Origin of the sequence: Psychrobacter sp. I-STPA6b (assembly GCF_020662265.1) — a bacterium.
In the GTDB taxonomy this organism is placed as follows: Bacteria; Pseudomonadota; Gammaproteobacteria; order Pseudomonadales; family Moraxellaceae; genus Psychrobacter.
Genome location: NZ_VEWM01000004.1, coordinates 1 through 23,079 on the forward strand (window position 1 = coordinate 1; position 23,079 = coordinate 23,079).

Annotated in this window: 18 protein-coding genes; 16 read left to right on the forward strand and 2 right to left on the reverse strand. The window is 39.1% G+C overall.

Annotated elements, in window-relative coordinates; translation table 11 throughout:
* Window positions 1-33: 33 nt before the first annotated feature.
* The 6 genes from prfB (at window position 34) to FHK88_RS00045 (ending at window position 5,922) form a co-directional block, all read left to right on the forward strand.
* Window positions 34-1,129, forward strand: a protein-coding gene (gene prfB / locus FHK88_RS00020) for a peptide chain release factor 2 (RefSeq protein ID WP_227428742.1) whose coding sequence is annotated in 2 segments (ribosomal slippage) — window positions 34-105 and window positions 107-1,129 — 1,095 coding nt in all. Because the reading frame shifts where the segments join, the coding sequence is not laid out codon by codon here.
* 57 nt (window positions 1,130-1,186) lie between these two features.
* Entirely contained in the window at window positions 1,187-1,873 is a 687-nt protein-coding gene (locus tag FHK88_RS00025; RefSeq protein ID WP_227428743.1) for a DUF6915 family protein, read from the forward strand.
* Window positions 1,874-1,909: 36 nt separating this feature from the next.
* Entirely contained in the window at window positions 1,910-2,953 is a 1,044-nt protein-coding gene (locus tag FHK88_RS00030; protein WP_227428744.1) for a hypothetical protein, read from the forward strand.
* 938 nt (window positions 2,954-3,891) lie between these two features.
* Window positions 3,892-5,106, forward strand: a complete 1,215-nt coding sequence (locus FHK88_RS00035) for an RtcB family protein (RefSeq protein ID WP_227428745.1) — start codon at window positions 3,892-3,894, stop codon at window positions 5,104-5,106.
* Between the two features lie 158 nt (window positions 5,107-5,264).
* Window positions 5,265-5,534: a hypothetical protein gene (locus FHK88_RS00040; protein WP_227428746.1), complete on the forward strand. Its 270-nt coding sequence runs from the start codon at window positions 5,265-5,267 to the stop codon at window positions 5,532-5,534.
* Between the two features lie 103 nt (window positions 5,535-5,637).
* On the forward strand, window positions 5,638-5,922 hold the full coding sequence (locus FHK88_RS00045) for a pyrimidine/purine nucleoside phosphorylase (protein WP_227428747.1): 285 nt from the start codon (window positions 5,638-5,640) through the stop codon (window positions 5,920-5,922).
* Window positions 5,923-6,042: 120 nt separating this feature from the next.
* Here the strand turns inward: FHK88_RS00045 and FHK88_RS00050 are convergent, their stop codons facing one another.
* A complete protein-coding gene (locus tag FHK88_RS00050) occupies window positions 6,043-8,415 on the reverse strand; it encodes a hypothetical protein (RefSeq protein WP_227428748.1) in 2,373 nt (790 codons plus the stop codon).
* Window positions 8,416-8,744: 329 nt separating this feature from the next.
* On the opposite strand from FHK88_RS00050, the gene FHK88_RS00055 reads away from it, so the two are divergent.
* The 10 genes from FHK88_RS00055 (at window position 8,745) to FHK88_RS00100 (ending at window position 21,955) form a co-directional block, all read left to right on the forward strand.
* Window positions 8,745-10,454 (forward strand): AMP-binding protein, encoded by a 1,710-nt coding sequence (locus FHK88_RS00055; RefSeq protein ID WP_227428749.1) that lies wholly within the window; start codon window positions 8,745-8,747, stop codon window positions 10,452-10,454.
* Window positions 10,455-10,516: 62 nt separating this feature from the next.
* Window positions 10,517-11,302, forward strand: coding sequence for an SDR family NAD(P)-dependent oxidoreductase (locus FHK88_RS00060; protein WP_227428750.1), 786 nt, complete (start codon window positions 10,517-10,519; stop codon window positions 11,300-11,302).
* 204 nt (window positions 11,303-11,506) lie between these two features.
* Window positions 11,507-13,048, forward strand: coding sequence for a tetratricopeptide repeat protein (locus FHK88_RS00065; RefSeq protein WP_227428751.1), 1,542 nt, complete (start codon window positions 11,507-11,509; stop codon window positions 13,046-13,048).
* A gap of 411 nt (window positions 13,049-13,459) precedes the next feature.
* A complete protein-coding gene (locus tag FHK88_RS00070) occupies window positions 13,460-13,906 on the forward strand; it encodes a hypothetical protein (RefSeq protein WP_227428752.1) in 447 nt (148 codons plus the stop codon).
* A 266-nt stretch (window positions 13,907-14,172) separates the two neighbouring features.
* Window positions 14,173-15,483 (forward strand): 3-deoxy-D-manno-octulosonic acid transferase, encoded by a 1,311-nt coding sequence (locus FHK88_RS00075; RefSeq protein ID WP_227428753.1) that lies wholly within the window; start codon window positions 14,173-14,175, stop codon window positions 15,481-15,483.
* A 36-nt stretch (window positions 15,484-15,519) separates the two neighbouring features.
* Window positions 15,520-16,299 carry a 16S rRNA (uracil(1498)-N(3))-methyltransferase gene (locus tag FHK88_RS00080; protein WP_227428754.1) on the forward strand — a complete coding sequence of 260 codons (780 nt, stop codon included), beginning with the start codon at window positions 15,520-15,522 and terminating at the stop codon, window positions 16,297-16,299.
* Window positions 16,296-17,441, forward strand: coding sequence for an extracellular solute-binding protein (locus FHK88_RS00085; RefSeq protein ID WP_227428755.1), 1,146 nt, complete (start codon window positions 16,296-16,298; stop codon window positions 17,439-17,441). The genes FHK88_RS00080 and FHK88_RS00085 overlap by 4 nt, the downstream gene beginning before the upstream one ends.
* Window positions 17,442-17,791: 350 nt before the next feature.
* Window positions 17,792-18,922, forward strand: coding sequence for an extracellular solute-binding protein (locus FHK88_RS00090; protein ID WP_227428756.1), 1,131 nt, complete (start codon window positions 17,792-17,794; stop codon window positions 18,920-18,922).
* Window positions 18,923-19,069: 147 nt separating this feature from the next.
* The gene (locus FHK88_RS00095; protein WP_227428757.1) at window positions 19,070-20,665 is read left to right on the forward strand and encodes an ABC transporter permease; all 1,596 of its coding nucleotides are present in this window, start codon (window positions 19,070-19,072) and stop codon (window positions 20,663-20,665) included.
* Between the two features lie 102 nt (window positions 20,666-20,767).
* Window positions 20,768-21,955, forward strand: a complete 1,188-nt coding sequence (locus FHK88_RS00100) for an ABC transporter ATP-binding protein (RefSeq protein WP_413680419.1) — start codon at window positions 20,768-20,770, stop codon at window positions 21,953-21,955.
* A 140-nt stretch (window positions 21,956-22,095) separates the two neighbouring features.
* Here FHK88_RS00100 and FHK88_RS00105 read toward each other — a convergent pair whose 3' ends face one another.
* The gene (locus tag FHK88_RS00105; RefSeq protein WP_227428758.1) at window positions 22,096-22,893 is read right to left on the reverse strand and encodes a methyltransferase domain-containing protein; all 798 of its coding nucleotides are present in this window, start codon (window positions 22,891-22,893) and stop codon (window positions 22,096-22,098) included.
* Between the last annotated feature and the right edge of the window lie 186 nt (window positions 22,894-23,079).

Sequence of the window (23,079 nt, forward strand, 5' to 3'; positions counted from 1 at the left end):
ATTTTTTAAAGTGAATAAAGAAATAGGTATTTTATGGAAACCAATCAATATGTAGAGCAAATCAAAGATTTAAGCAACCGAGCGACCGAGTTACGGGGGTATCTTTGACTTTGCAGGCAAGCAAGAACGCTTGGAAGAAGTCAACCTTGAGCTAGAAAACCCCAATCTCTGGGACGACCCCGAGCGAGCCACCAAAATTAGCAAAGAAAAAAGCCAACTTGATGGGGTGATTGATACCATCGTTGGACTAGAAACCACGTTAGAAGATGCCAATGCCATGCTTGAGCTGGCGATTGAGGCAGAGGACGAAAGCCTACTTAAAGACGTACAAAGTGAGCTAGACACCGCTCAAAAGCAGGTGGAAGAGTTAGAATTTAAACGTATGTTTAGCGGTGAAATGGACGCTAATAACTGCTATTTGGACATTCAATCAGGTTCAGGCGGTACAGAAGCACAAGACTGGGCAGAAATGCTACTGCGTATGTACACCAGATGGTGTGAGGCTCATGGCTTTAAGGTCGATGTGATTGAGGTATCAGCAGGGGGTGTGGCAGGGATTAAATCAGCGACCATTCAAGTCAAAGGTGATTATGCTTTTGGTTGGCTACGCACCGAAACAGGGGTGCATCGTCTGGTACGCAAATCACCATTTGATAGCAATAATGGTCGCCATACTTCGTTTGCCTCAGTGTTTATCTCACCAGAAATTGATGACAATATTGACATTGATATTAATCCTGCTGATTTGCGTATTGATACCTATCGCTCAAGTGGGGCAGGTGGTCAGCATGTCAACACCACCGATTCGGCGGTGCGTATCACCCACGAACCCACAGGCACAGTGGTGGCGTGTCAAAATGAACGTAGCCAGCATGCCAATAAAGATACAGCAATGAAAATGCTACGTGCCAAGCTGTATGAGTTGGAAATGCAAAAACGCATGGAGAAACAGCAAGCCGTTGAGGATAATAAATCAGACATTGGTTGGGGTAGTCAAATTCGCTCGTATGTGCTTGATGATTCTCGTATTAAGGACTTACGCACAGGGGTTGAAACCTTTAATACTGGGGCGGTGCTTGATGGCGACCTTGACCAGTTTATTGAGGCAAGTCTTAAGGCGGGGTTGTAAGTCTTTTTGCAAGATATACTATTCATAAGGGATGGCACTAGAAGGGATTGCTAAACGATGAATGCTATTAAACACGCACAAATTTCTGCTCGCCGTCATGGCGGTGTGGCAGAAGATTATTTAGACATTCATCAGTTTATTGACAGTACAAAAAACCTGTGTAGTGACAATCGCCATCGTATTTTTCATACACTCTGGGCAGTCAATGAAATTGTCTTGCCCATTTTTGGTCATCAAATTACCAATAGTGATGGTGTACAAGTTGATGTCAAAGATATCTGTGAAAAAGACCATCTGTTGGTCGATTTCCGTCATCGTTTTATTCCTACCTTAGCTGACTTTGTGCAAGCCATGCAGGGTGAAGTTACCCCTGAGCAACAGCAAGCCATTCAGCGATTTCATAGTCAATATGCATTATCACCATCTATTAGTCGTTTGTTGTTATCACCATTGGCACTGACAGGACAATTAAAGTCATTGCTGATTACCCATAATAGTTGGTTTTTATTGTCAGTATTACCACGAATACCCAACCTAACAGAGACACAAACCACTTCAGCTACAGAAAATATCTTAGCGTCTGCTTTGTTGGATGTTAAGTTCATTGATTTTGAGCTGGCAGGTGAAGTTATCTTTGCTGATATGCGTTTTGAGCAATGGATGAATCAAGGGGCGGACTATCCCCCATCAGCCCGCTATATTCAAAACATGCACCAGCATAATCTAAAACAAAATCTACAATAACAACCATAATTTACATTGTATTAAGGGACACAAGATATGGCATATGCAATCCACAGTCGAGGATTTGAATATAATGATGCATATTACGAGCTAAGTAATGCGGTCTCATTACACAAAACTTATACCAATAAAATAGAGGCAATGAGTGAGTGGGCAAAGTTAGAACGGGATAATCTTGATTTGGATTTGCTGGTAAGAGAGCCTTTTGCAGACATGGAAAGTGATAAAAATTTGCAAAACTTACAGGTTTTGTTTGATAAGTTACGAGAACATGGTGTGGTAGTCAGCAAGGCGACCGAAGAAAAATTATCCAAAATACAAAGCCAAGAAGTAAATTTTTGGGATTGTTTTATAGATAGTCAAGAATTGCAACTTGATACACTAACTGATGAGCAATTGCTTGATGTGTTGTTGGCAGTGGATTGTAATATTTACCGATTGACTGAATTTGACCCCATTCAGGACAAGCGTTATGTACTACAGATTTGTCACCCTGAGCGTTCATACTGCACACAAGGTTATAATTATCTAAAAAACTTCGATGAAGAGTGGAGTGGTATTTGGGACGTGGTACACCCTGATGAATTTTTTGATTCAGACTTTTTTAAAAATATTGAAGTATTTGAAGGTGACTTTATCGCCACTGTATATCAACAAGCTGATGAGAATAACCCAATTCTACAAAGTCTATTGGTGCAATATGCACAACACTTTGCCATTAGACAACTTGCTGTTAAACAACCAAGTGATGGGACTAATGGTGAAACAGAGTTACACTACCTAGGTGGTGATGTGCAGGCATTAAGGGCGGTTAATGCTGTATTGTCACAACCATTTTTTCATATTCATGAATTAAGCTATGAAGAATTAATGCAATTGCAAGAAGAGCAAAACCAAGAAGAGCAAAACCAAGAAGAGCAAAACCAAGAAGAGCAAAACCAAGAAGAGCAAAACCAAGAAGAGCAAAACCAAGAAGAGCAAAACCAATACATAAATAAACAACATGAGGATAACTCGACTCATCATGAGCATAAAGCAAGGTCAAGTATCTGGCAAAAAGTGCGTCAGTGGTTTGGTTAAAGTAAAACAGAAAAAAATGTAGTTTTATTTTTCTATTTAATTCATAATTCTGCTATTTCTAAAATTAGATTCTAAAATCAAAGTTTCCAAAATTAAGCGGATTATAAAGGGATAAAATTAATTTAGTTTTTATTTTATCTCTTTTTTTATAAAAAATACTTGACTTTTATTTTTAAGCCTTTATTATATCCGCACATAACCTTTCCCATTAACCCACAACTTATAGGAGTAAAAGCAATGTCGTTATTTTCATCTGTGCTAACTAAAGCATTGGTTAATACAAAGCAGACAATCACCCCAGCAACGCTTAACTCTGTTGTGGGTATAAAATCAGTATAGCTCTATAGTAGTAGGCTTTATTTATTACTAAGCTATATCCTCTGATTTTCTAAAACTGATTGTTTATAATTGGCTGTTTGGCGTATCTTGTGATGTCCATTTATGGCATATGGCTGTTGTTTAATGGCTATTATGGTATAAGTGCAACAATGGTATGTTGTCAGTTGTGATGTCTAGTCTTTGTTTTATCCTCTCTTAAGAAATTTAAACTTACAAGACAGCTTATAAGACAATAAGGTAAAAAGACCTTATCTTGATAGCTTATGTTTGTCTTTAAGTTACCTCTTAAACCGCTTTTTTTAGCACATTCCAAAAACTTAAATTTACTTCGCTTTATAGTGAGCTGGTAAATAACAGAATCAATAACTAAACAAAACCTTTATTAGGTTAATTTGTTGGTGTTTTATCGTGTTGCTTTTTTATTTTGGCAATTCTTTAATAACGCCATAGGATTTTATTGCCCAAAATTTTGTACTTAACAAAAAATATGGGACGGAGATAGTTTTGTCTGCTGTTTTTTAAAAATACAGTTTTAATAAAATCCTTTTATAAAAAAGTAATAAGTCAAATTAACCCAATATAAAAAATGAGAAAAAACGATGAGCATACAACTAACCTTAAATAAAAGTGGCAAACATGGCGTGCCAGTAAAGATTTACACCAGCGATGTTGAGCAATCTGCCTTGCAACAGCTCCGCAATCTTGCTCAGCTTGAATTTGTGCATTCACATATTGCGGTGATGCCTGACGTTCATGTCGGTAAAGGGGCAACGGTGGGCAGTGTGATACCGACCAAGTCGGCGATTATCCCCTCGGCGGTGGGCGTAGATATTGGCTGTGGTATGAATGCCTTACGATTGTCATTAACCGCCAATGATTTGCCTGACAACCTAAAGCCATTACGCCTTGCCATTGAGCAACAAGTCCCCGTTGGCTTTAACATGCACAAGCAAATTGAGGCAAAAATATCGACCCTTGACCCATTGGCAAAACGCCTAAAACCCATTACCGATAAGCACAAAGGCTTATTAAAAATGCTCAAAGGCTTTGAGCGTACATGGGCAAAACAGCTTGGTACATTGGGTGGTGGTAATCACTTTATTGAGCTGTGTTTGGACGAAAACAATGACGTTTGGGTGATGTTACATTCAGGCAGTCGCGGTATTGGCAACTGTATCGGGCAGTATTTTATTAACCTTGCCAAAAAGGAGCGTCAATCCCGTTTTGGTCATGTGCCAGACCGTGATTTGTCCTATTTTGCTGAAGGGTCGGACAGCTTTGCCGATTATATCGAGGCGGTGGAATGGGCTCAGGATTATGCCATGCAAAACCGCAAAGAGATGATGCGATTGGTCATCAAAGCCATGCAATCACCACAAACGGGCTTGCCTCGTTTTCAAATCACCAAAGAGGCGATTAATTGCCATCATAACTACGTCAATGAAGAAGTTCATTTTGGCGAAACCGTTTATGTGACCCGCAAAGGGGCGATTAGTGCTTATAGCGAGGAGCTTGGCATTATCCCCGGTTCGATGGGAGCAAAATCCTTTATTGTGCGTGGACTTGGCAATCCACAATCGTTCTGCTCATGCTCGCATGGGGCAGGTCGCAAAATGAGTCGTGGTAAGGCAGTGCGTCAGTTTAATTTGGACGATTTACGTCTGCAAACCGAAGGCGTGGAATGTCGTAAAGACAAAGGCGTGATGGACGAAATCCCCAGTGCTTATAAGGATATTGACGAGGTGATGGCAAACCAAAGTGATTTGGTAGAAGTGGTGCATACGCTGAAACAAGTGATGTGTATTAAAGGCTAATAGCAAACCTGCAAATCCGCCTACCTGTGTCAGACATGTTCAATGTACTAACTTGTACAATTTTCACATGTCTTCCTTGGTAGGCAGATTTTCGCAATTGCTATTTTTTACCATGACCATGATATTTTTAATCAAATAGAAAATAGGAAAACAAAAAAATGAGCTTAAAAGAGACATTAAAACAAGCCAAACAGTTAGAGCGTTTGGCAGAAATGCAAAAACAGGATAAGCAGGACTCACAATCAAACACAGATGTTCCTGTCAGCCGTTCATTAGGTGCGGTCAAACCTCGCAACTATTTGGCACTCAATCCGCTACTAAGAAAAGGTGGCGTACATGAAAAAGACGATGTCAAAATCGTGCGTAAAAAACGTCGTCGTGAGACTAAGCAAAAGTTACGGCAAACAGATTGGCTGTCGGAGCTGTGAGTTGGTTAAATAGTGATTGACAAAGGCTTAGTAATTAAGTTTACTAAGCTGTTACTATTAAACTTATGGTCATATTTATATTAACAGTTAAAAGGAGATAATCATGCCAAAAATTAACCAGTATTTTGATAACAAAGTAACTTCAATTGGCTTTCAAACCGCTAATAAGCCTGCTACTGTCGGGGTGATGGAAGTGGGTGAATATGAGTTTGGTACTAGCGAGTTTGAAACCATGACCGTTGTTAGCGGTGCATTAACGGTGAAACTACCTGATAGTGATGACTGGCAAACCTTTTTGGAAGGTGAACAGTTTACCGTTGAGGCTCAGCAAAAATTTGCGGTCAAAGTGGAGATGGAAACTGCTTATTTATGTACGTATGGTAAGTAAGCTGGCTAAATAGACATTAGCGAATAATGATATCAAGCCCCAGTTGTTCTGTTTTAATACTTAAAATAGGGTAACTGGGGATTTTTCTGCCAGTTATATTCTCATACTAGCTATAGTGTTTTATAACTCCAAACTGGCAGTAAAATGCCATATTCTAAATAAAGAAATTGCCCAAAATATAAGTAAGAATAATAATAAAATGATAGTAATAATCAGATTAATATTGTTAGGAATGATTGTGCCAATAGCAAATATAGTGAAAAATAATGAAAATAAAGCAAACGCAGATATAAAAAACATAACAACTTCAGCATAAAGGGGCAGTTCACTATATATAGACTTACTATTTGCCCATATTTTTAGCCATAATGGGATAGATAAAAATATCCATAGCCAGTGTAAAGGTTGTATTAATATGGTTTCATTTGATTGGGTGAGTACAGCCAATATATTTAACAGTACCCATACACTAAATAGCACACTAATGTACCAAGCTCCCAGTGCTAAGTGGATGTTTTTTGCTCGGTAAGCCAGCAATAATACCATAATCAGTCCCAGCCCATTTTGTAATAAAAACAGACTTGCTTCTGCTGATAGGGGCAAGGTGATAGCTAATTTCTGCGGTAATAGGATACTCAGTAGGTATGCACTGACAATTAATACAATGGCTATGGGTTTGGATAACATCATACCCAGAGTTGAGAGGGTTGAGTATGATTTTTTAGGTGGTTGCGGTTGATTGTGGAAAAAGCTGTTGCTATGCATAAATAGCCTAAGCTGTATCTGCCAAAATATAACAGTAAAGCTAAGCAATAAAAAAACACCCATACTATCTATAATGATATGTTGCCAAGTCCACAATGGATTAGCATAGATTAAGGATATGGTGATGACAAAAACTGTGGCAATAACTGCCAATACACAAAACACCGATGGTCTTAAAAATCCATTAAATAACAGTTGATATAAAAAATTTATCTTTTTGGAACAGTGCCAGTATTGATAAACTTTAGAAGGTTTACTTGAGGTTTTTTTAGCCTCTGCAATATTATTTATATAGTCTGGGTCAGTTAAGCCATGAGCATTTAACCATTCATAGTGTTGGATATCTTTTTCAACAGTACGTAATTTTTTAATAAGGATAATGACTTTATAGGGCAGTAGAAGACGGTAAAAAAACTGCCAATGCCACCGCCAAGATTGCCACTTTGAAGGCTTTGCTTGATAGTCTGTCTGGTATTGATTGCATTGATAGCAAAGTTGTTGAGTATCAGAATGGTCATGATTGCCATCGCTATCGTCATTATCACCATTATTATTGTTTTTAGTATCAGCTTCTTGATAGTAATAATCAGCAATGATATTAGATTTATCACCATTGTCTGTGTACCACTGCTTATACAGGGACGGATGATGATAGGATAAATAATCTGCAAAATCATGCAGTGTGTTGATTTTAAACTCAGGGATATAATTTTGTATTAGTTCAGGTAGGTAATGCCATGGAAAACGGTATCTATCTATACCTTGTAAATGCTTGTGCCAAGAGAAGTGTTGATAAGCTAGAAAAAACTCATTCACCAAGTTTGTGTGGGTATTATAAAAAAAGAAGATAAATAGGGATTGCTCAAAATATGCTTGGCTTTGCTCATCATTAAGTAGTTGGTTGTTTTCGATATCCCATTGCAATTGCTCAAAAAAATGTCCTTTTATAATGCTATCCTGCCACTGTTTTTCGATATAGTTTAAGTCGGCATTTAGGTCATGATGTTGTGATAAGACACTAAAAAAATTTTGTTGATTATTTTGTTGATAAAAATTAATCAGTGATGATAGATATTGCCACATATCAAAGCCAGTGTGGATATACTTGGTTTTTTGTTGCCACTGTAATGTATCAACTGTAAAGCAAAAACTGATTGGATAATTGGGTGCATGAGCCAGATGCCAGTTGAATAGTGTTTCTTCAAATTCTATGGTTTCATCAAGGGCTAGAGTATGTCGCTGTGCGAATTGATGAGACAAGCAGTGGTATAAGGCTAAGTCAGCATCATCTAAATTTGGGTGCAGTTTGTGACAGCTATCCCATGCTTGTTGCCATGTTTCTAATTTGCTTATACTGCAGACAGGATTAGCACTGCTTGTAGTAGGACTGTCCTCAAGGTTAGGCTTATTTTCTATAGTGTGATACGTATCATTTGTATCATTGTCGTAGCTATGGTCATAGCCCTGTTCATAGTGATGCTTATAGTCTAGGTTTGCATCAACTGTAAATTCAGTATCTGATTTATCTACATATTCTTCATCTTCTGCCAGTAACTCTATATTTGCCAAGTTTGCCAATGCCGTTTCATAAGCTTCTCGCAACTGGCGAAAACCAGTTGGATTTTTATCAGGTTTATTGTCTTTTAGCTGTTTGGCATAAGCACGTTTGATAAGGTTTTTATCAGTAGTTGGCTCAATAGCAAGAATTTCCCAACAGTCTTTTTGCATAATGTCTCAGATAACTTTATTGTAATAAATGATAGAAGAGTAGCAGAGGTTGAGAAAGTTTATCATTTTTTAGGTTTGGTTTTATGATGAGTATTATTTGTTTGTGGCGTTTAGTCTGGGCTTTAAGAGTCATAAGTATTTAGGTGACTGGGTAAACACGAATTTAGATAAATACTCTAAATAGGCAAGTAATCAGAAGTAAAATCTTAAAAGAGACGATTAATGATAATCGTAAAAATGATACAATATGTATTGAAATAATGGTTATAATGCGCTATTAATAGGTCATAGGATTTTATATTAGTTAACGTAGCTAAAGGACTAGCCTTATGACAACACAAAATCATCAAACAACATCTCAAACCAACACTTCAAACTCTCCAGTCTCTCAAAACAGTTATCAGCACGCTTACGATAACTTCACCATGGATAATCTACAGCAAGAAATCTTTGGCAGTCACCCTGATGATGGCAGAAATGCTTATATGGCGTGTTGTGGACGTCATGTGCGTGATGGTAAAGCTAATAAGGTTGCTTTAGTGCATGAGGATTGTGAAGGAAATCTGCGTCAATTAACTTTTGCTGAGCTTGCCGAGCAAAGCGGACAAGTTGCCAATTTGCTGAAAAGCTATGGTGTGCAGGCAGGGGATAGAGTGGCAACCATGCTCCCACGTACCCTTGAACTGTTGGTGATTGTTCTAGCGACATGGCGTATTGGAGCGGTATATCAGCCGTTATTTACTGCCTTTGGTTATGAGTCGATTGATTACCGTCTGCAAAAAGCCGATACCAAAGTGGTGTTTACCAATCCTGCCAATCGGGGCAAATTTACAGAATTAGAAAAGCATGGTGAGCTTGCCAGCCTACCAAAAATGGTGTTAGTTGGTGCAAACAGTGCAGAAAACACATGGGGCGATGTGCTGTATCAAGACGAGATTGCTTCGCAAAATAGCGATTTTGAGCCAGTATTATTAACAACTGATGCCCCATTTTTGCAAATGTTTACCTCAGGTACAGTGGGTAAATCTAAAGGGGTGAGTGTGCCATTATCTGCCTTGCCTGCTTTTTATTTGTATATACGTTATGCCATTGATTTACGTGAGGATGATAAATATTGGAATATGGCAGACCCTGGTTGGGCGTATGGTTTGTATTATGCGATTACAGGACCTTTGTTGATGGGTATGACCACCCACTTTAATGAAGCAGGATTTAATGCTCAAAATACCTTTGATTTTATGGTGCGTCATGGTATTACCAATTTGGCATCATCACCAACTGCATTTCGAATGATGAAATCTAGCGGTGTGTTTGATAATAATAGTGATAAGTTATCATTACGAGTGGCAAATTCAGCAGGGGAAACACTAAATACCGAAGTGGTAGGTTGGGTGACGGATAATTTGGGTTGTCGTGTATGTGACCAATATGGACAAACAGAAACAGGAATGACCTGCTGTGTGCATCATGCACTTACTCATGAAGCAGACACGGGCTCAATGGGTAAACCACTATTGGGGCATACCTTAGTGGTGCTTGATGATGAGATGAATGAAGTTGCCGATGGTGAGCAAGGACAGCTTGCGGTGGTGGTGAGTCAGTCTCCAGCATTTTATTTTACGGGTTATAGCTGGGATGAAAAGCAAGCCTTTCATGGTGATTACTATCTGACAGGCGATGTGGTTGAGCGTCATAGTGACGGCACATATTGGTTCTCAGGGCGTGATGATGACATCATTATTACCGCAGGCTATCGTATTGGACCGACCGATGTTGAAAATACCGTATTGGAGCATGAAGCCGTTGCAGAGTCAGCCGCCGTTGGAGTGCCAGATGAAGTGCGTGGTCATGTGATTAAGTCCTATGTGGTATTAAAAGAAGGCTTTACTGGCAGTGATGAGCTGGCTCAAGAGATTAAAAATCTGGTTCATGAACGCCTAGCAGCCCATGCTTACCCTCGCCATATTGAATTTGTGACTGCTTTGCCAAAAACACCCAGCGGTAAAACGCAACGCTTTTTACTACGCCAAAATGGTTAATGGTGTTTGTGAATATAAAACACCTTATATAATGATTGAATGTAATAAATAAAGGAAAAATTATGCAATTAAAAGATAAAACATTTATCGTCACAGGTGGGGCTTCAGGGTTGGGAGAGGCAACCACTCGTGAGATGGTGGCACAAGGGGCAAATGTCATCATTGCAGATTTAAATTTAGAAAAAGGGCAAACATTGGCTCAAGAGCTAGGCGATACTGTTCATTTTGTGCGTTGTGATGTGACCAGTAGTGAGGATGTGCAACAAGCAGTAGAAATGGCGGAAAATAAGTTTGGTAGTTTGCATGGCTCGGTCAACTGTGCAGGTATTGTGGTCGTACAAAAACTGCTTGATAGAGACAATAACCCTGCGGATTTGGATAAGTTTAGTAAAGGGGTTCAAGTTAACTTAGTCGGTACTTTTAATGTGGCACGTTTGGTTGCTGCCAGTATTGCTAAGAGAGTAGCTAGCGAAGGTGGTGCAAATAATACTGATAATGCTGACCAAGGGGTGATTATTAATACAGCAAGTATTGCCGCCTTTGATGGTCAAGTCGGACAGGGCAGTTATGCTTCCTCTAAAGCAGGTGTGGTTGGGTTAACGTTACCATTAGCACGAGAGCTTGCCCGTCATGGTATCCGAGTGATGACCATTGCCCCCGGTGTTTTTAGCACCCCAATGATGCAAAGCATTCCTGAGGAAGCACGCCAGCAGTTAGAAGCCAGTGTGCCTTATCCCAAACGCTTGGGAGAGCCAAACGAGTTTGCTAAGCTGGCTTGTCATATTATCAGTAATGCTTATCTCAATGGTGAGGTGATTCGCCTTGATGGGGCAATCCGTATGGTGTAGACAGTTGTATAAAGTTGATATTCTAAGTTATCGAATCTAGGGGTATATCAGCTTGTATTTCACCTTGGATATATTTAAATAAAGTTAGGTTTACATTTTAGTAATTTTATAAGAGCATTTTGATTTGGTATTATCAAATCACTGTGTTCTTTTTTTTCGTCACAATAAAAAATAAACAATAACCTAACTGAAGCTGCCGTGCATATGTCTAATTTTACTAATACGTCTGAAACTGTACCAACATCACCACAAAAAAGCCCTATAGAGTATATTGCTGAGGCTTTTTGGAGTGACTATCAGGAGTCTCGACCAATTGATGGTGGAATATTGTATGAGGATAAACTTCGACAATGCCGGCTAAATGGTAGCATGCAAAGTCTACAACGGTTAGATAAATTGCTATTAGAGTTGCGTCAGTCTTTAACGCAGACGGAGATGGTGTTTATTGATAATACTAAAAACCGTAATTTGTTGTTATTTATTGGTTTTTATATGGGTAAAATATTAGCTCAAGCATGGGGAGTAGCACCAAAGTGGTTAAGTCGTAGTGAAGTTAATTTGCGATATCCCCATCTTAGAGTAGATCAGGATAATCCATATCACTTTATGGCTTTAGAATATCTGCCACGTCGGTTTCAGACGACCCATGAGAGTAAACACTTATTTTTTGTTTTAGAGCCAATTGCGCAATGTCTATTTGGTAATCCGCAAAAGCCTAATCGTTCAATCATGGGGGATGCTGTCAGTAATAGTATTTTTCAGGCAGTGTTTAAGCGGTTACCCCCAGCAAAAAAAGAAGCTATCTTAGAAAAAATGCAGGCACAACAAGCCAGCCTTGTACAACATACACACAGTCGTATTACAAATAAGGCAGATGTTGCGGATAAAGGACATTCAAATAACCACATATTAGCGACACCTTCACATAAAACGGTAGAGAGTACAGTAGAGCATAGTCATGCTGAGCATGCTAAAAGTCAGGATGGGGTATTTAGTACATCAAAACAAAGTACGCAACAAATATCCGAGCAAAAGTCTACTAGCATAGAGCAAGGGGTATCACAAAAAGTAGCAACTGTAGAGACAAAAGCGGATGTTCAAACAAAGCGCCAAGCACCAGTAGTGGTAAAAAAAGCACAGCCTTTGATTCGTCAAGATGACTTTACAGACTTGCGTAATGATTTGGCACAGATTTCTGTAGATCAGGTTGCTGGTAAAGCAGAGTATGTTAAAGCCAATCAAATATTAAATCAGTTTGATAAGCATATCGCTAAGCTGTGTCAGTCTGGTAAAGAGTTAAAACAGATTAATTTTGATGAAAAGCATCAGCAAGCTAGAAAGCAAGCTGTTGTGCAGTTAGCTAAAGCAGCCAAGCAAGGTAATACCAGTGCCATGTTACGATTGTCTATATGCTATTTTTTGGGAGAAGGTATTCAAAAGGATGAGCATAAGGGATTTAAGCTGGTACAAAAGGCTGCTGAGATGGATGACCCACGTGCGCAACGTCAGCTGAGTCGTTTATATTATCAAGGTCTTGGGCATACTCAAGATATGATGCTTGGTCGGCATTGGCTAGAAAAGGCGGCGGATAATGGACATGTTGAGGCAAAAGCTTTGCTAGAGCAGTGGAACCAAGCACAAACTGCACTTGATGAACGTAAGTATGATGAAACCACCGATAGGCGTTATTTATTACTAATAGTGGGTGTTATTATCTTGGCAGTTATGATATTTATTTTAGTGTAATGGACTGCTACTGAAGTTATATTTTTGAAATTAAAGGTAATTGTTTATCTTTGATAACCTCAAACTTATAAATAGCAAAGTCTGTGGCGGATTTTATTAAATCACTAATTTTATTGTGGGAATAGAAGGCAAAGAATTTTATGGGGACTTTTATTTTTCTACGGATAAAGGGTTTTTGACGTAGTCAATAGTATTTTTTATTGTTTTTTAGGTTAAAAAAAGCAACTTTATGTTTTGGTCAATTAAAACTGTTATTTCATCCTACTAAAGGTAGCTTATTTTTCTAATATTGTTATTGTGTAGCACGATAAATAATGAAGCTCATACATCATGCATGGTTTAGTTGATTTAGTGTACTAGCATTACATTTTTGAAGTTTGGCTATGGATTGATAGGTTTGAAAGGCATATCATGAAGGACAAAGTCACAATGTTACCTACTCAGCCAAAACGGCAACCGGCAGGTAAACAAAATGTTTTATCACGGTTTTTTGCTGATAAACATATTTTAATGCAGGTGGTTGGCATCACGATTTTAAGTGTCAGTGCTGTTATGAGCATGGCGTTTAGTAGCATCCAGAGTTTACCACATGTGTTAGTACAGACCGTGAGTAATGAGCATTCTGGTAACTATGAGGGTGTCGTTACTTTTGCTGGAAAAGAAATTACACTAAAAACACATGAGCGTACTTATCTTGTCAGTGATCCATATCATATACTAAGCCAGTCACAGTATTTTGAAAAGGATACACCCATGCAATCATTTCGTGTCTGTGTTGAAGGTAAGCGCAGTGCATTAGGAAATTATGGAAAGGGCAATCATCCTTATCTATTGGTACTTTCACACCTTTGTCATTAGTCTAAATAATAAAGTGTGTGAATGGTACCGCTTCATCTTTTCATCTCAGTCATAAGCCAGTAAAATACGCCACCCAAAGATAGCCTAAGTACTTTAATGGATATAAGCAATGATTTTGGTGGTTACCTAATTGGTGAGCATATAGTAGAGAGCATTACATTATTTTGTGTACCAGTCTTTTATGGCTCTCTTGTTTAGTCTTATTTATTTAGATTATCTTTCTTATTTGTTATCTTCTATTTTATTCTTATCTTACTATGATTCTCTTGCCTTCTTTATCTCATCCTGTGCGTCCGCCCTTATATTATCGTTTGGTGATGCAGGTGTTAAAACCTCTGTATCGTCTGAAAGTGTGGTGGCAACGTCGTCAGAGTCCAGACTATTTGTCAGAAGTCAGTCAACGTTTCGCTTTGACATATCCTAAACGTCCAGATACTGAGCAGGTGATTTGGTGTCATGCAGTATCATTGGGTGAAACAAATACGATTGCACCCATGCTTGATGTCTTATTAGAGAAAGGTTACGGTATTTGGTTAACAAATACAACGCATACAGGCTTTACAAGAGCGCAGCAACGTTTTGCTGAATTTATTCAAACAGGACAGATGACACATAGCTATGTACCCGTTGATACACCACAGGTGGTTTCACGATTTTTACAGCATGTTTCTCCTTGTTTGGCGCTATTTGTTGAGACAGAGTTGTGGGCAACCATATTGTATGAGTTGACATCCAGAGAGATTCGGTCGGTTTTAGTGAATGCGCGTTTGTCTGAAAAGTCATTTCAGAGCTATCAAAAATTTTCCTCACTTAGCCGATGTATGATGAACAATATTAGTTTGATTATTGCTCAAGATGTACCATCAGCAAAACGTTTTCGCCAGCTTGGTGCGCCTAGTAAAAAAATTCGCATGGCAAGCTCTTTAAAATGGTCAGTGACTTTACCAGAATTGCCTATTATCGAAAATCATTTGCTGGCAGTTGAGGTAGAGCAACGACCTATATGGGTAGCAGCCAGCACACATGCTGGTGAAGAAGAAGCCGTGATTCAGGCGCATCAAAAGTTAATACGACAGGTAGGTCTGGAAAATGCACTGTTAATCATAGTTCCTCGACATCCTGAGCGTTTTGATGAGGTCGCTAAGTTGATTGATGCGTCGGGATTACAAAGTGTGAGACGTAGTCAGCAACAGCCTATACAGCCAGAGACACAAGTCTATCTGGCAGATACCATGGGAGAGCTGATGTGTTGGTATCAGATAGCTGATGTGGCTTTTGTTGGAGGTTCGTGCGTAAACGTTGGTGGACATAATCCAATTGAACCTGCTAGTGTGGGAACACCTATCATAATGGGACGGTATACGCAGTCATGTGAGCAACTGGTTACAGAGTTACAGCAGGCTGGGGCATTGTGTCAGGTTGGTGATAGTACGGATGTTGTCGCTTTGGTAGAGGCGGTTAAAAAATGGCTATCTTCTGATAAAGAGGCTCAGCAGGCAGGTAAAAAAGGTCGGGAGCTGGTTGAGAAACATCACGGGGCAGTACAAAAACAGCTATCTATGATTTTAGGTGAGTGATTTTGTGAATCAGTTATTTAAGGTCAAAAATTTCATATGAACTGTTTATTATTACCAAAAAATTGGCAAGATAACGTATCAGGTCAGTTGATAAATAGGACTGATGCCAGATTGCAGGCTGTCTTGACTGATGATAAACAGGTGGCACATATCCGACAAGTGCTAAAAAGTCAGGTGGGAGATACACTTCAGATAGGTGCGCTTGGTGGTATGTTAGGGACAGGAACGATTTGTACCCTAACAGAGACGATGGTTGGGTTGTCCAATGTTCAGTTAACTCAAAATCCTCCTGATAAATTAGATTTAACAGTCATTTTGGCATTACCACGTCCAAAAGTACTGCGCCGACTCATTATGGATATGACGGCGATTGGTGTTCAGCGTATTGTTCTGGTGAATAGTGTACGTACTCAAAAAAGCTATTGGCAAAGTCCATTACTGTCTCGAATAGATGAGTTTGTTCTAGAGGGGTTACAGCAAGGTGTCGATACCATAGCACCAGAAATACTCTATCGGCAACGCTTTAAACCATTTGTCGAAGATGAGCTATCAGAATGGTTAAATAACAAGTCCCAGATAGCGATTGTGGCACATCCTTATACTAAGATGAGTTTTTTTGAGTGTACTATCCAGCAAGGCATACCTCAGATACTATGTATTGGTGCAGAGGGAGGCTGGGTAGATTATGAGGTTGCGTTGATGCAGGCTCAAGGGTGTTATATTGCCAGTCTTGGGCAACGGATTTTACGCACTGAGGCAGTGGTCAATGTATTGTGTGGTCAAGTGCTAGCAAATGCAAAGGACAGTTATTCATGACGCAGCGTTCTAGTTGGATGGTTTTAAAAAAGGTGTGCAGTGGTGCTAAGGCACATTGGTTTAACTGCTTGCGACAGAAGGCAAGGCTGGTATTAATGGGTGCTGTCGTATTATCTGGCATCAGTGGTTGTACACCGGCGCCATCAGAGCCAGTAGAAGAAGATGGCATGAGTCTAAATACTGAAGTCATCTCTGTTGCAACAGATATGGATACAGCGCTTCTACTACCAGCCATGCGAGCCTTTACTGAAGAGACAGGCATTCAAGTTGTACTACATTCTATTGATATGCATAGCTTTATTCGTAATGCACAAGCGGATAATCCTAGTATACAGACATCAGAGCCAGTGGATGTTTTTCTTTTATATCAAAGTGTGCTACTAACACAAGCTGAAGATGCTGATATATTGCAGGCTGTAAGCTCAGAAGTATTACCAGAGCGACTAGGAGGACAGGGTGAAGATAAGTTATGGTATGGATTAAGTTATTATGGTCGTACCTTAGTTTATAACCAGCAACGAGTAAATGAAGCAGAGCTGTTTAATTATGCAGACTTATCAAGTGATAAATGGCGAGGTCGCTTGTGTTTATCTAGTAGTCAGCTTCCAGCTAATCAAGCATTGATTGGACACATGATAAACTATCGTGGTGAGCAAAAAACACAAGAGGTTGTAGCAGGGTGGGTCGCAAACTTAGCTCAGCCCGTTTTGGCTGATGATATGGCAGTGATAACAGCCATTTCTCATGGGCAGTGTGATGTGGGTATTGTTGGTAGTGATGTATTTATACATTATGTTGCAGAAAATCCTAAGACACCTGTGCGCCTAGCATGGGCAAACCAAATTAATAATGGAACAGTAATTGATGTGATAGGGGGTGCAATTAGTAAAGAGGCACTGAACCCTGATGATGGTTTGCGCTTGTTAGAATGGTTATCAGAAGATACAGGTCAGGCATTACTGAGCTTTTATAGTTATACATTCCCTTTAGCATCTATTACTGACCCAAATATCAATAGGCTAGCGATACGCCCTGAATGGACAAAGTTTCAGGCTGATAATAATACCCCATATTTAAAATCCATAAGTGATGATGAACGTGCAGAAATTAAGGAAATCATTGAGCAGGCAGGCTATTTATGATGAGTTTGATTATAAAAAGATAGAGGATAGTGATACTAATTATTTCAGCAAAGACAGCTTACCATTTAAATTAACACTTGTTATCATAGATTTGATTATATATTTATTGTAACAGTATTGTAATAAGGTGTGTTTAAGCGTATCTATCAGGAAAGATACACTCGTTATTCTATTGATAATTATTATTATTTATATTATTATATCATCCGGCGTAATCACCAACAGTATCAGGTAGATATGAAAAATACAGCAAACTAAATTTTATCTGGCTGTATAGATATACTAAATCTGTTGTTAAATTATTTATTATTGGTAGTCATTATAAATGGTTCATTAAAGGATATTAAGACATGAGTTTAACTATGCAAAAGACATATTTAGGTGCTGCCATTGTTGCAACAATGGCTTTATTGAGTGGTTGTGACAAGGGTGCAAAAGAAGATACTGTTGCACCAGAAGCCACAGAAACTACTGAATCAGCAACTTCTGAGCCAGAAGTAACTGAAATCTCAGAAGGTACAGAGCCTGCATCAACTGAAAAAGTAACTATTTATTCTTCACGTAATGAACAGTTGATTCAACCACTTTTAGATAAATTCACAGCTGAAACTGGAACACCTGTTGAGTTGGTTACTGATAAAGAAGGTCCTTTAATGGCACGTCTAGAAGCAGAAGGTGAAAATACACCTGCTGATATGCTATTAACTGTTGACGCTGGTAACCTATGGCAAGCGGGTGAAAAAGGTCTATTACAGCCATTAAAGTCTAGCATTGTTAATGAAAATGTACCTGAAAAATATCGTGATGCTGATGACTTATGGACTGGCTTGTCTTTACGTGCACGTACTATTTTCTATGATCCCTCAAAAGTACAACCAACTGACTTATCAACTTATGCAGATTTAGCAGATCCAAAATGGAAAGGCAAACTATGTCTGCGTACATCTAAGAAAGTATATAATCAGTCATTAGTTGCTAGTATGATTGAGCATTATGGTGCTGATAAAACTGAAGAAATTGTAAAAGGTTGGGTTGCTAACTTAGCTGCTCCTGTATTTAGTAATGATACTAAACTGCTAGAAGCCATTGATGCTGGTCAGTGTGAAGTTGGTATTGCAAATAGCTATTACTATGGTCGTATTTTAGAAGATAACCCAAGCTTCCCTGTAAAACTTTTCTGGGCAAACCAAGGCGATGGTGCTGATGACTTTGGTACACACGTCAATGTATCTGGTGCAGGTATCATCAAAAATGCTGATAATGTGGTTGGTGCGCGTCAGTTAATTGAATGGTTATCATCAGATCAAGCTCAAAGCATCTATGCAAGTGCTGATAAAGAATACCCAGTTAAGCCAGGTACTGATGAGTCAGAAATGTTAAAGTCTTGGGGACCATTTAAACAAGATGACATCAATGTTAGTATCTTTGGTAAGCGTCAAGCTGAAGCTATCCAGCTTATGGATCGTGCAGGTTACGAATAATAGTAAGAAGCAAAAAGAGAAAGTGTAAGCGATTAAGCTTATATTCTATTTTTCGTATTTTGTGATATACGGCTGATTTATGTAGTCATTATAAACTTGGTCGTATATCCAAAATAAAATCAGCGCTTTTTTAAAGAAATTTGTGATATGCAACATTCTTCTTATCGAGCATTAATAGCGAAATCAGTCTTAGGATTGATTTCGCTTTTTATGTTAATACCCATCTTAGTTGTCATGCGTTCATGGCTTGAGCCAATGGCAGATATTTGGTCTCATCTGACTGAGTTTGTGTTACCTCAGGTGATGAAGAATACTCTTTTGTTGCTAGCTTTAGTAACAGTCATTGCTGGAAGCTTGGGGACTTATCTGGCATGGCTGACCAGTATGTACCGCTTTACAGGGCAAAAAGTATTTGTGTGGGCATTGATGTTGCCTTTTGCAATACCTGCTTATGTACTGGCATTTGTGGGTGTGGGGCTGTTTGATTATAGTGGTATTATTCAAACGACCTTACGGGATATGGGAGTATCGTTTCAGTTTCCTAATATTCGCAGTGCATGGGGCGCTGGTGTCATGCTCTCTTTAGTCTTTTATCCTTATGTTTATTTATTGGCACGGCAAGCATTTTTATCGCAAGGACGGCGGGCATTAGAAGCAGGACAGATGTTAGGGTTAACACATCGACAGGCTTTTTTTAAGGTTGCGTTACCGCAGGCAATGCCTTGGATTATTGGTGGGTTGTTATTAACATGGATGGAGACGCTGGCTGACTTTGGTGCAGTATCAGTATTTAATCTAGATACATTTACCACAGCGATTTATAAAGCGTGGTTTGGATTTTTTAGTTTAACCACAGCAGCTCAGTTAGCTGCATTATTGATTCTTGTTGTTTTAGTGGTATTACTGTTTGAGCGTTATTGGCAAAAACGTCGCAGTTATCTGCCCAGTGCAGGACAGCATCAACGTGTGCAATTAACTGGCTGGAAAAATCTTTGGGCATTTGGCTTTTGTAGTGTTATTTTTCTAGTATCCTTTGGTCTGCCAATGATACAGCTTATTTATTGGGTGATTGGTCATTATCATCAAGACTTGGATGGTCGTTATTGGGGCTTTGTGACTAATACGGTATTGATTGCTTCAATGACAGCCATGTTTGTGGCTATTTTAGCCATGATAGTTGCTTGGATACAGCGTCAATTTCCGACACAGTTAAATCAGCTGCTGGTTTCTTTTTCTAATCTTGGGTATGCAGTTCCAGGAACAGTATTGGCAGTGGGTGTATATATTCCAATTGCATGGCTGGATAATCATCTTATTGGTTGGGGTATTAGTGATGCTCAAATATTAAGTGGTAGTGTACTTATCATGTTATTGGCGTTATCAATACGTTTTTTAACGGTAGGATTCCAGCCAATAGATAGACAGTTGCAACGCTTAACTCCAAATCAAGAGCATGCAGCTAGCTTGTTGAGTGATAGTATATTACATCGTTGGCGACGTGTATTTTTACCGATTATTAGTCCAGGTGTGTTTACTGCACTGATTATGGTTTTTGTTGAAGTGACAAAAGAGATGCCCATTGTGTTAATGACTCGTCGTCATGGTTGGGATACGCTGGCAGTACGTGTGTTTGAGATGACCAGTGAAGGTATGTATGAGCGAGCGGCACTTCCAAGCCTGTCGATTGTATTGGTTGGTTTGATTCCAGTTATTTTTTTGATTCGCCAGTCAGATAAGCATTAGGCTTTAAGTTTAGACTGCTGGATATGTTGTGTCTGGCAAAAGCTCTGCTAAATTTTAAGCATTTTTTATTTTATTTAACATTTAAATTGATTGAAAACTATGATGCAACCAAATGACAAAAACTTATCATCTAGTGAGTTCGATACGATGACTGACTACTTTTGTGTGGACAACCTTGCTGTAAGCTTTGGTGAAACAGAGGTGGTGCGCTCATTGTCATTGAGGTTATCACAAGGTGAAATTGGCTGTTTGCTTGGTTTTAGTGGTTGTGGTAAGACGACGGCATTGCGTGCGATTGCCGGTTTAGAAACACCACAAAATGGTGTGGTTGTATTAAATAATAGAACACTGACCTCAATATTACCGAATAAGCCTGAGCAAAAAGTTGCACCTGCAAATCGTTGTATGGGTATGGTGTTTCAGGATTATGCATTATTTAGTCACTTAACTGTCAGTGAAAATATTGGTTTTGGTCTGCATCGTTGGAATAAACAGCAAAAGTTGGATCGGATACAAGAAATGCTGGAGCTGGTTGAGCTAACAGCACATGCTAAAAAACGAATCAGTGAGCTGTCAGGTGGGCAACAGCAACGTATTGCATTGGCTAGAGCATTAGCACCAAAGCCAGATTTGTTGCTATTGGATGAGCCTTTTTCCAATCTGGATATGATGCTAAGAGAGACCTTAGCCGCAAAGGTACGTGATATTTTAAAACGTACAAATACTACGGCGATTTTGGTGACACATGACCAGCATGAGGCATTTGCGATTGCCGATAAAATTGGTGTGATGCACCAAGGCAGATTGGCACAATGGGCGACCCCTAGTGAGTTATATCATCAACCCAACAGTCCATTTGTTGCAGAGTTTGTTGGTGAAGGAGCGATGATTGATGGTGTGATTGAAAATGGTATTATCAAAACAGCCATGGGAGATATTAGTCGTCAGCCAGTTCATTTCAGCTCTGATGATGTGCAACGTGCAGTTAACTCTGATAAGTTCTGTAGTAAAAGCTTTCCTAATGGTACTAAATTCAAGGTATTGATACGTCCTGATGATGTGGTACATGATGACACCAGTTCACAAAAAGCAACTGTGATGGGACGTGTATTTCGTGGGGCAAATTATTTGTATCAGCTTCAGCTCTCTAGTGGAGAGCAAGTATTATCATTAATTCCAAGTCATCATGACCATGCTGTTGGTACACAAATCGGTTTTCGTCCACTGTTAGAGCATGTGATTTTATTTTCTGGTCAGGATGTTGATACTGCATTGTGGCAACGTATCTGACTTTGAGCTGGATGCTTTAAGTTGATAGTTTTTAACTATAATTTTTAATTAAGTTTTTTAATTAGGGTGTGTTGAACATTCATCTTTAGTCTGACGGGATGGCAGGTGATAGTTCAACAGACCCTATTGCTCTATTATCTTTATCTTTCGTATTTTGCCAAGATATGTAAATATCGTCCCAACCATTTAAATGGTTCTTGCGTTGAATAACGTACTTCCATCTCAACGACTGCATTAGGGTTAGTATGACCCCCACGTTTTAGTGGTGAATAGTCATGAAATACTCGCAATCCTGATACGGATTCGATGGTAAAGCCTGCCTGCTCTAACCACATGCTTACTTCTTCATAAGATACGGGATTATTAGGAGTCAGGCTTCTTTTGTTATCCGCTTTATAGTTTGGATTATTTAATACATTGAAGTTACCCATAACGAGGTTACGATAGATAAAACTGGCTGGGTTGTAAAAACACAGTGATAGTTTGCCAGTAGGGCTAAGCCATTGTTGGAAAAAAGCAATAATATCCGCCGGTGTTGCCAGCCATTCTAATAACGCATGACACAAAATTAGGTCATACTCCCCCTGTAGTTTGTCTGCAAGTTGTTGATAAGGGCAAGCTAACCATCTGATGCTCTCTAAAAGTGTAGATTCTGTTATGGACTCTTTTGCTTTATTCAGCATATTTATTGAGATGTCATTGATGGTGACTTCATGTCCCATATCAGCCAGCTCAATAGAAATCTGTGCCAATCCTGCACCAATGTCTAAAATACGTAAAGGACGATTTTGCTCAGAGATTAGGGTATTGATGGCTTGGGAAAGGTCTTTTTTAAGGACAGCCAGCCGAATGTCACCTTTTAATCCACCATAAACTTTGTCAGTAAAATGATCGGCTATGGGGTCAAAGTTGCGGTCGCTGAGAGTAGGTTGGTTCATTAAGCTATCCTGTTTAGTTTTCTAAGGTAAGTCTAAGTTAGGTGATGACTGGATGATGATTGGGTGGAAAAATTACTCCAAATTTTATTTTAGCATTAATCGCCTATTTTGCAGATATAATGCCTGCTTTAGGGTGTAATAGCGATGCCCGAGAGAGACGAAAATGTGGTAAAATAGCCATCCATT

Coding starts and splice junctions, on each gene's coding strand:
- FHK88_RS00100 (WP_413680419.1), top strand. CDS start 20,768: ATGCAACCAAATGACAAAAACTTATCATCTAGTGAGTTCGATACGATG.
- FHK88_RS00025 (WP_227428743.1), top strand. CDS start 1,187: ATGAATGCTATTAAACACGCACAAATTTCTGCTCGCCGTCATGGCGGT.
- FHK88_RS00090 (WP_227428756.1), top strand. CDS start 17,792: ATGAGTTTAACTATGCAAAAGACATATTTAGGTGCTGCCATTGTTGCA.
- FHK88_RS00085 (WP_227428755.1), top strand. CDS start 16,296: ATGACGCAGCGTTCTAGTTGGATGGTTTTAAAAAAGGTGTGCAGTGGT.
- FHK88_RS00040 (WP_227428746.1), top strand. CDS start 5,265: ATGAGCTTAAAAGAGACATTAAAACAAGCCAAACAGTTAGAGCGTTTG.
- FHK88_RS00095 (WP_227428757.1), top strand. CDS start 19,070: ATGCAACATTCTTCTTATCGAGCATTAATAGCGAAATCAGTCTTAGGA.
- FHK88_RS00050 (WP_227428748.1), bottom strand. CDS start 8,415: ATGCAAAAAGACTGTTGGGAAATTCTTGCTATTGAGCCAACTACTGAT.
- FHK88_RS00070 (WP_227428752.1), top strand. CDS start 13,460: ATGAAGGACAAAGTCACAATGTTACCTACTCAGCCAAAACGGCAACCG.
- FHK88_RS00055 (WP_227428749.1), top strand. CDS start 8,745: ATGACAACACAAAATCATCAAACAACATCTCAAACCAACACTTCAAAC.
- FHK88_RS00080 (WP_227428754.1), top strand. CDS start 15,520: ATGAACTGTTTATTATTACCAAAAAATTGGCAAGATAACGTATCAGGT.
- FHK88_RS00105 (WP_227428758.1), bottom strand. CDS start 22,893: ATGAACCAACCTACTCTCAGCGACCGCAACTTTGACCCCATAGCCGAT.
- FHK88_RS00035 (WP_227428745.1), top strand. CDS start 3,892: ATGAGCATACAACTAACCTTAAATAAAAGTGGCAAACATGGCGTGCCA.
- FHK88_RS00045 (WP_227428747.1), top strand. CDS start 5,638: ATGCCAAAAATTAACCAGTATTTTGATAACAAAGTAACTTCAATTGGC.
- FHK88_RS00030 (WP_227428744.1), top strand. CDS start 1,910: ATGGCATATGCAATCCACAGTCGAGGATTTGAATATAATGATGCATAT.
- FHK88_RS00060 (WP_227428750.1), top strand. CDS start 10,517: ATGCAATTAAAAGATAAAACATTTATCGTCACAGGTGGGGCTTCAGGG.
- FHK88_RS00065 (WP_227428751.1), top strand. CDS start 11,507: ATGTCTAATTTTACTAATACGTCTGAAACTGTACCAACATCACCACAA.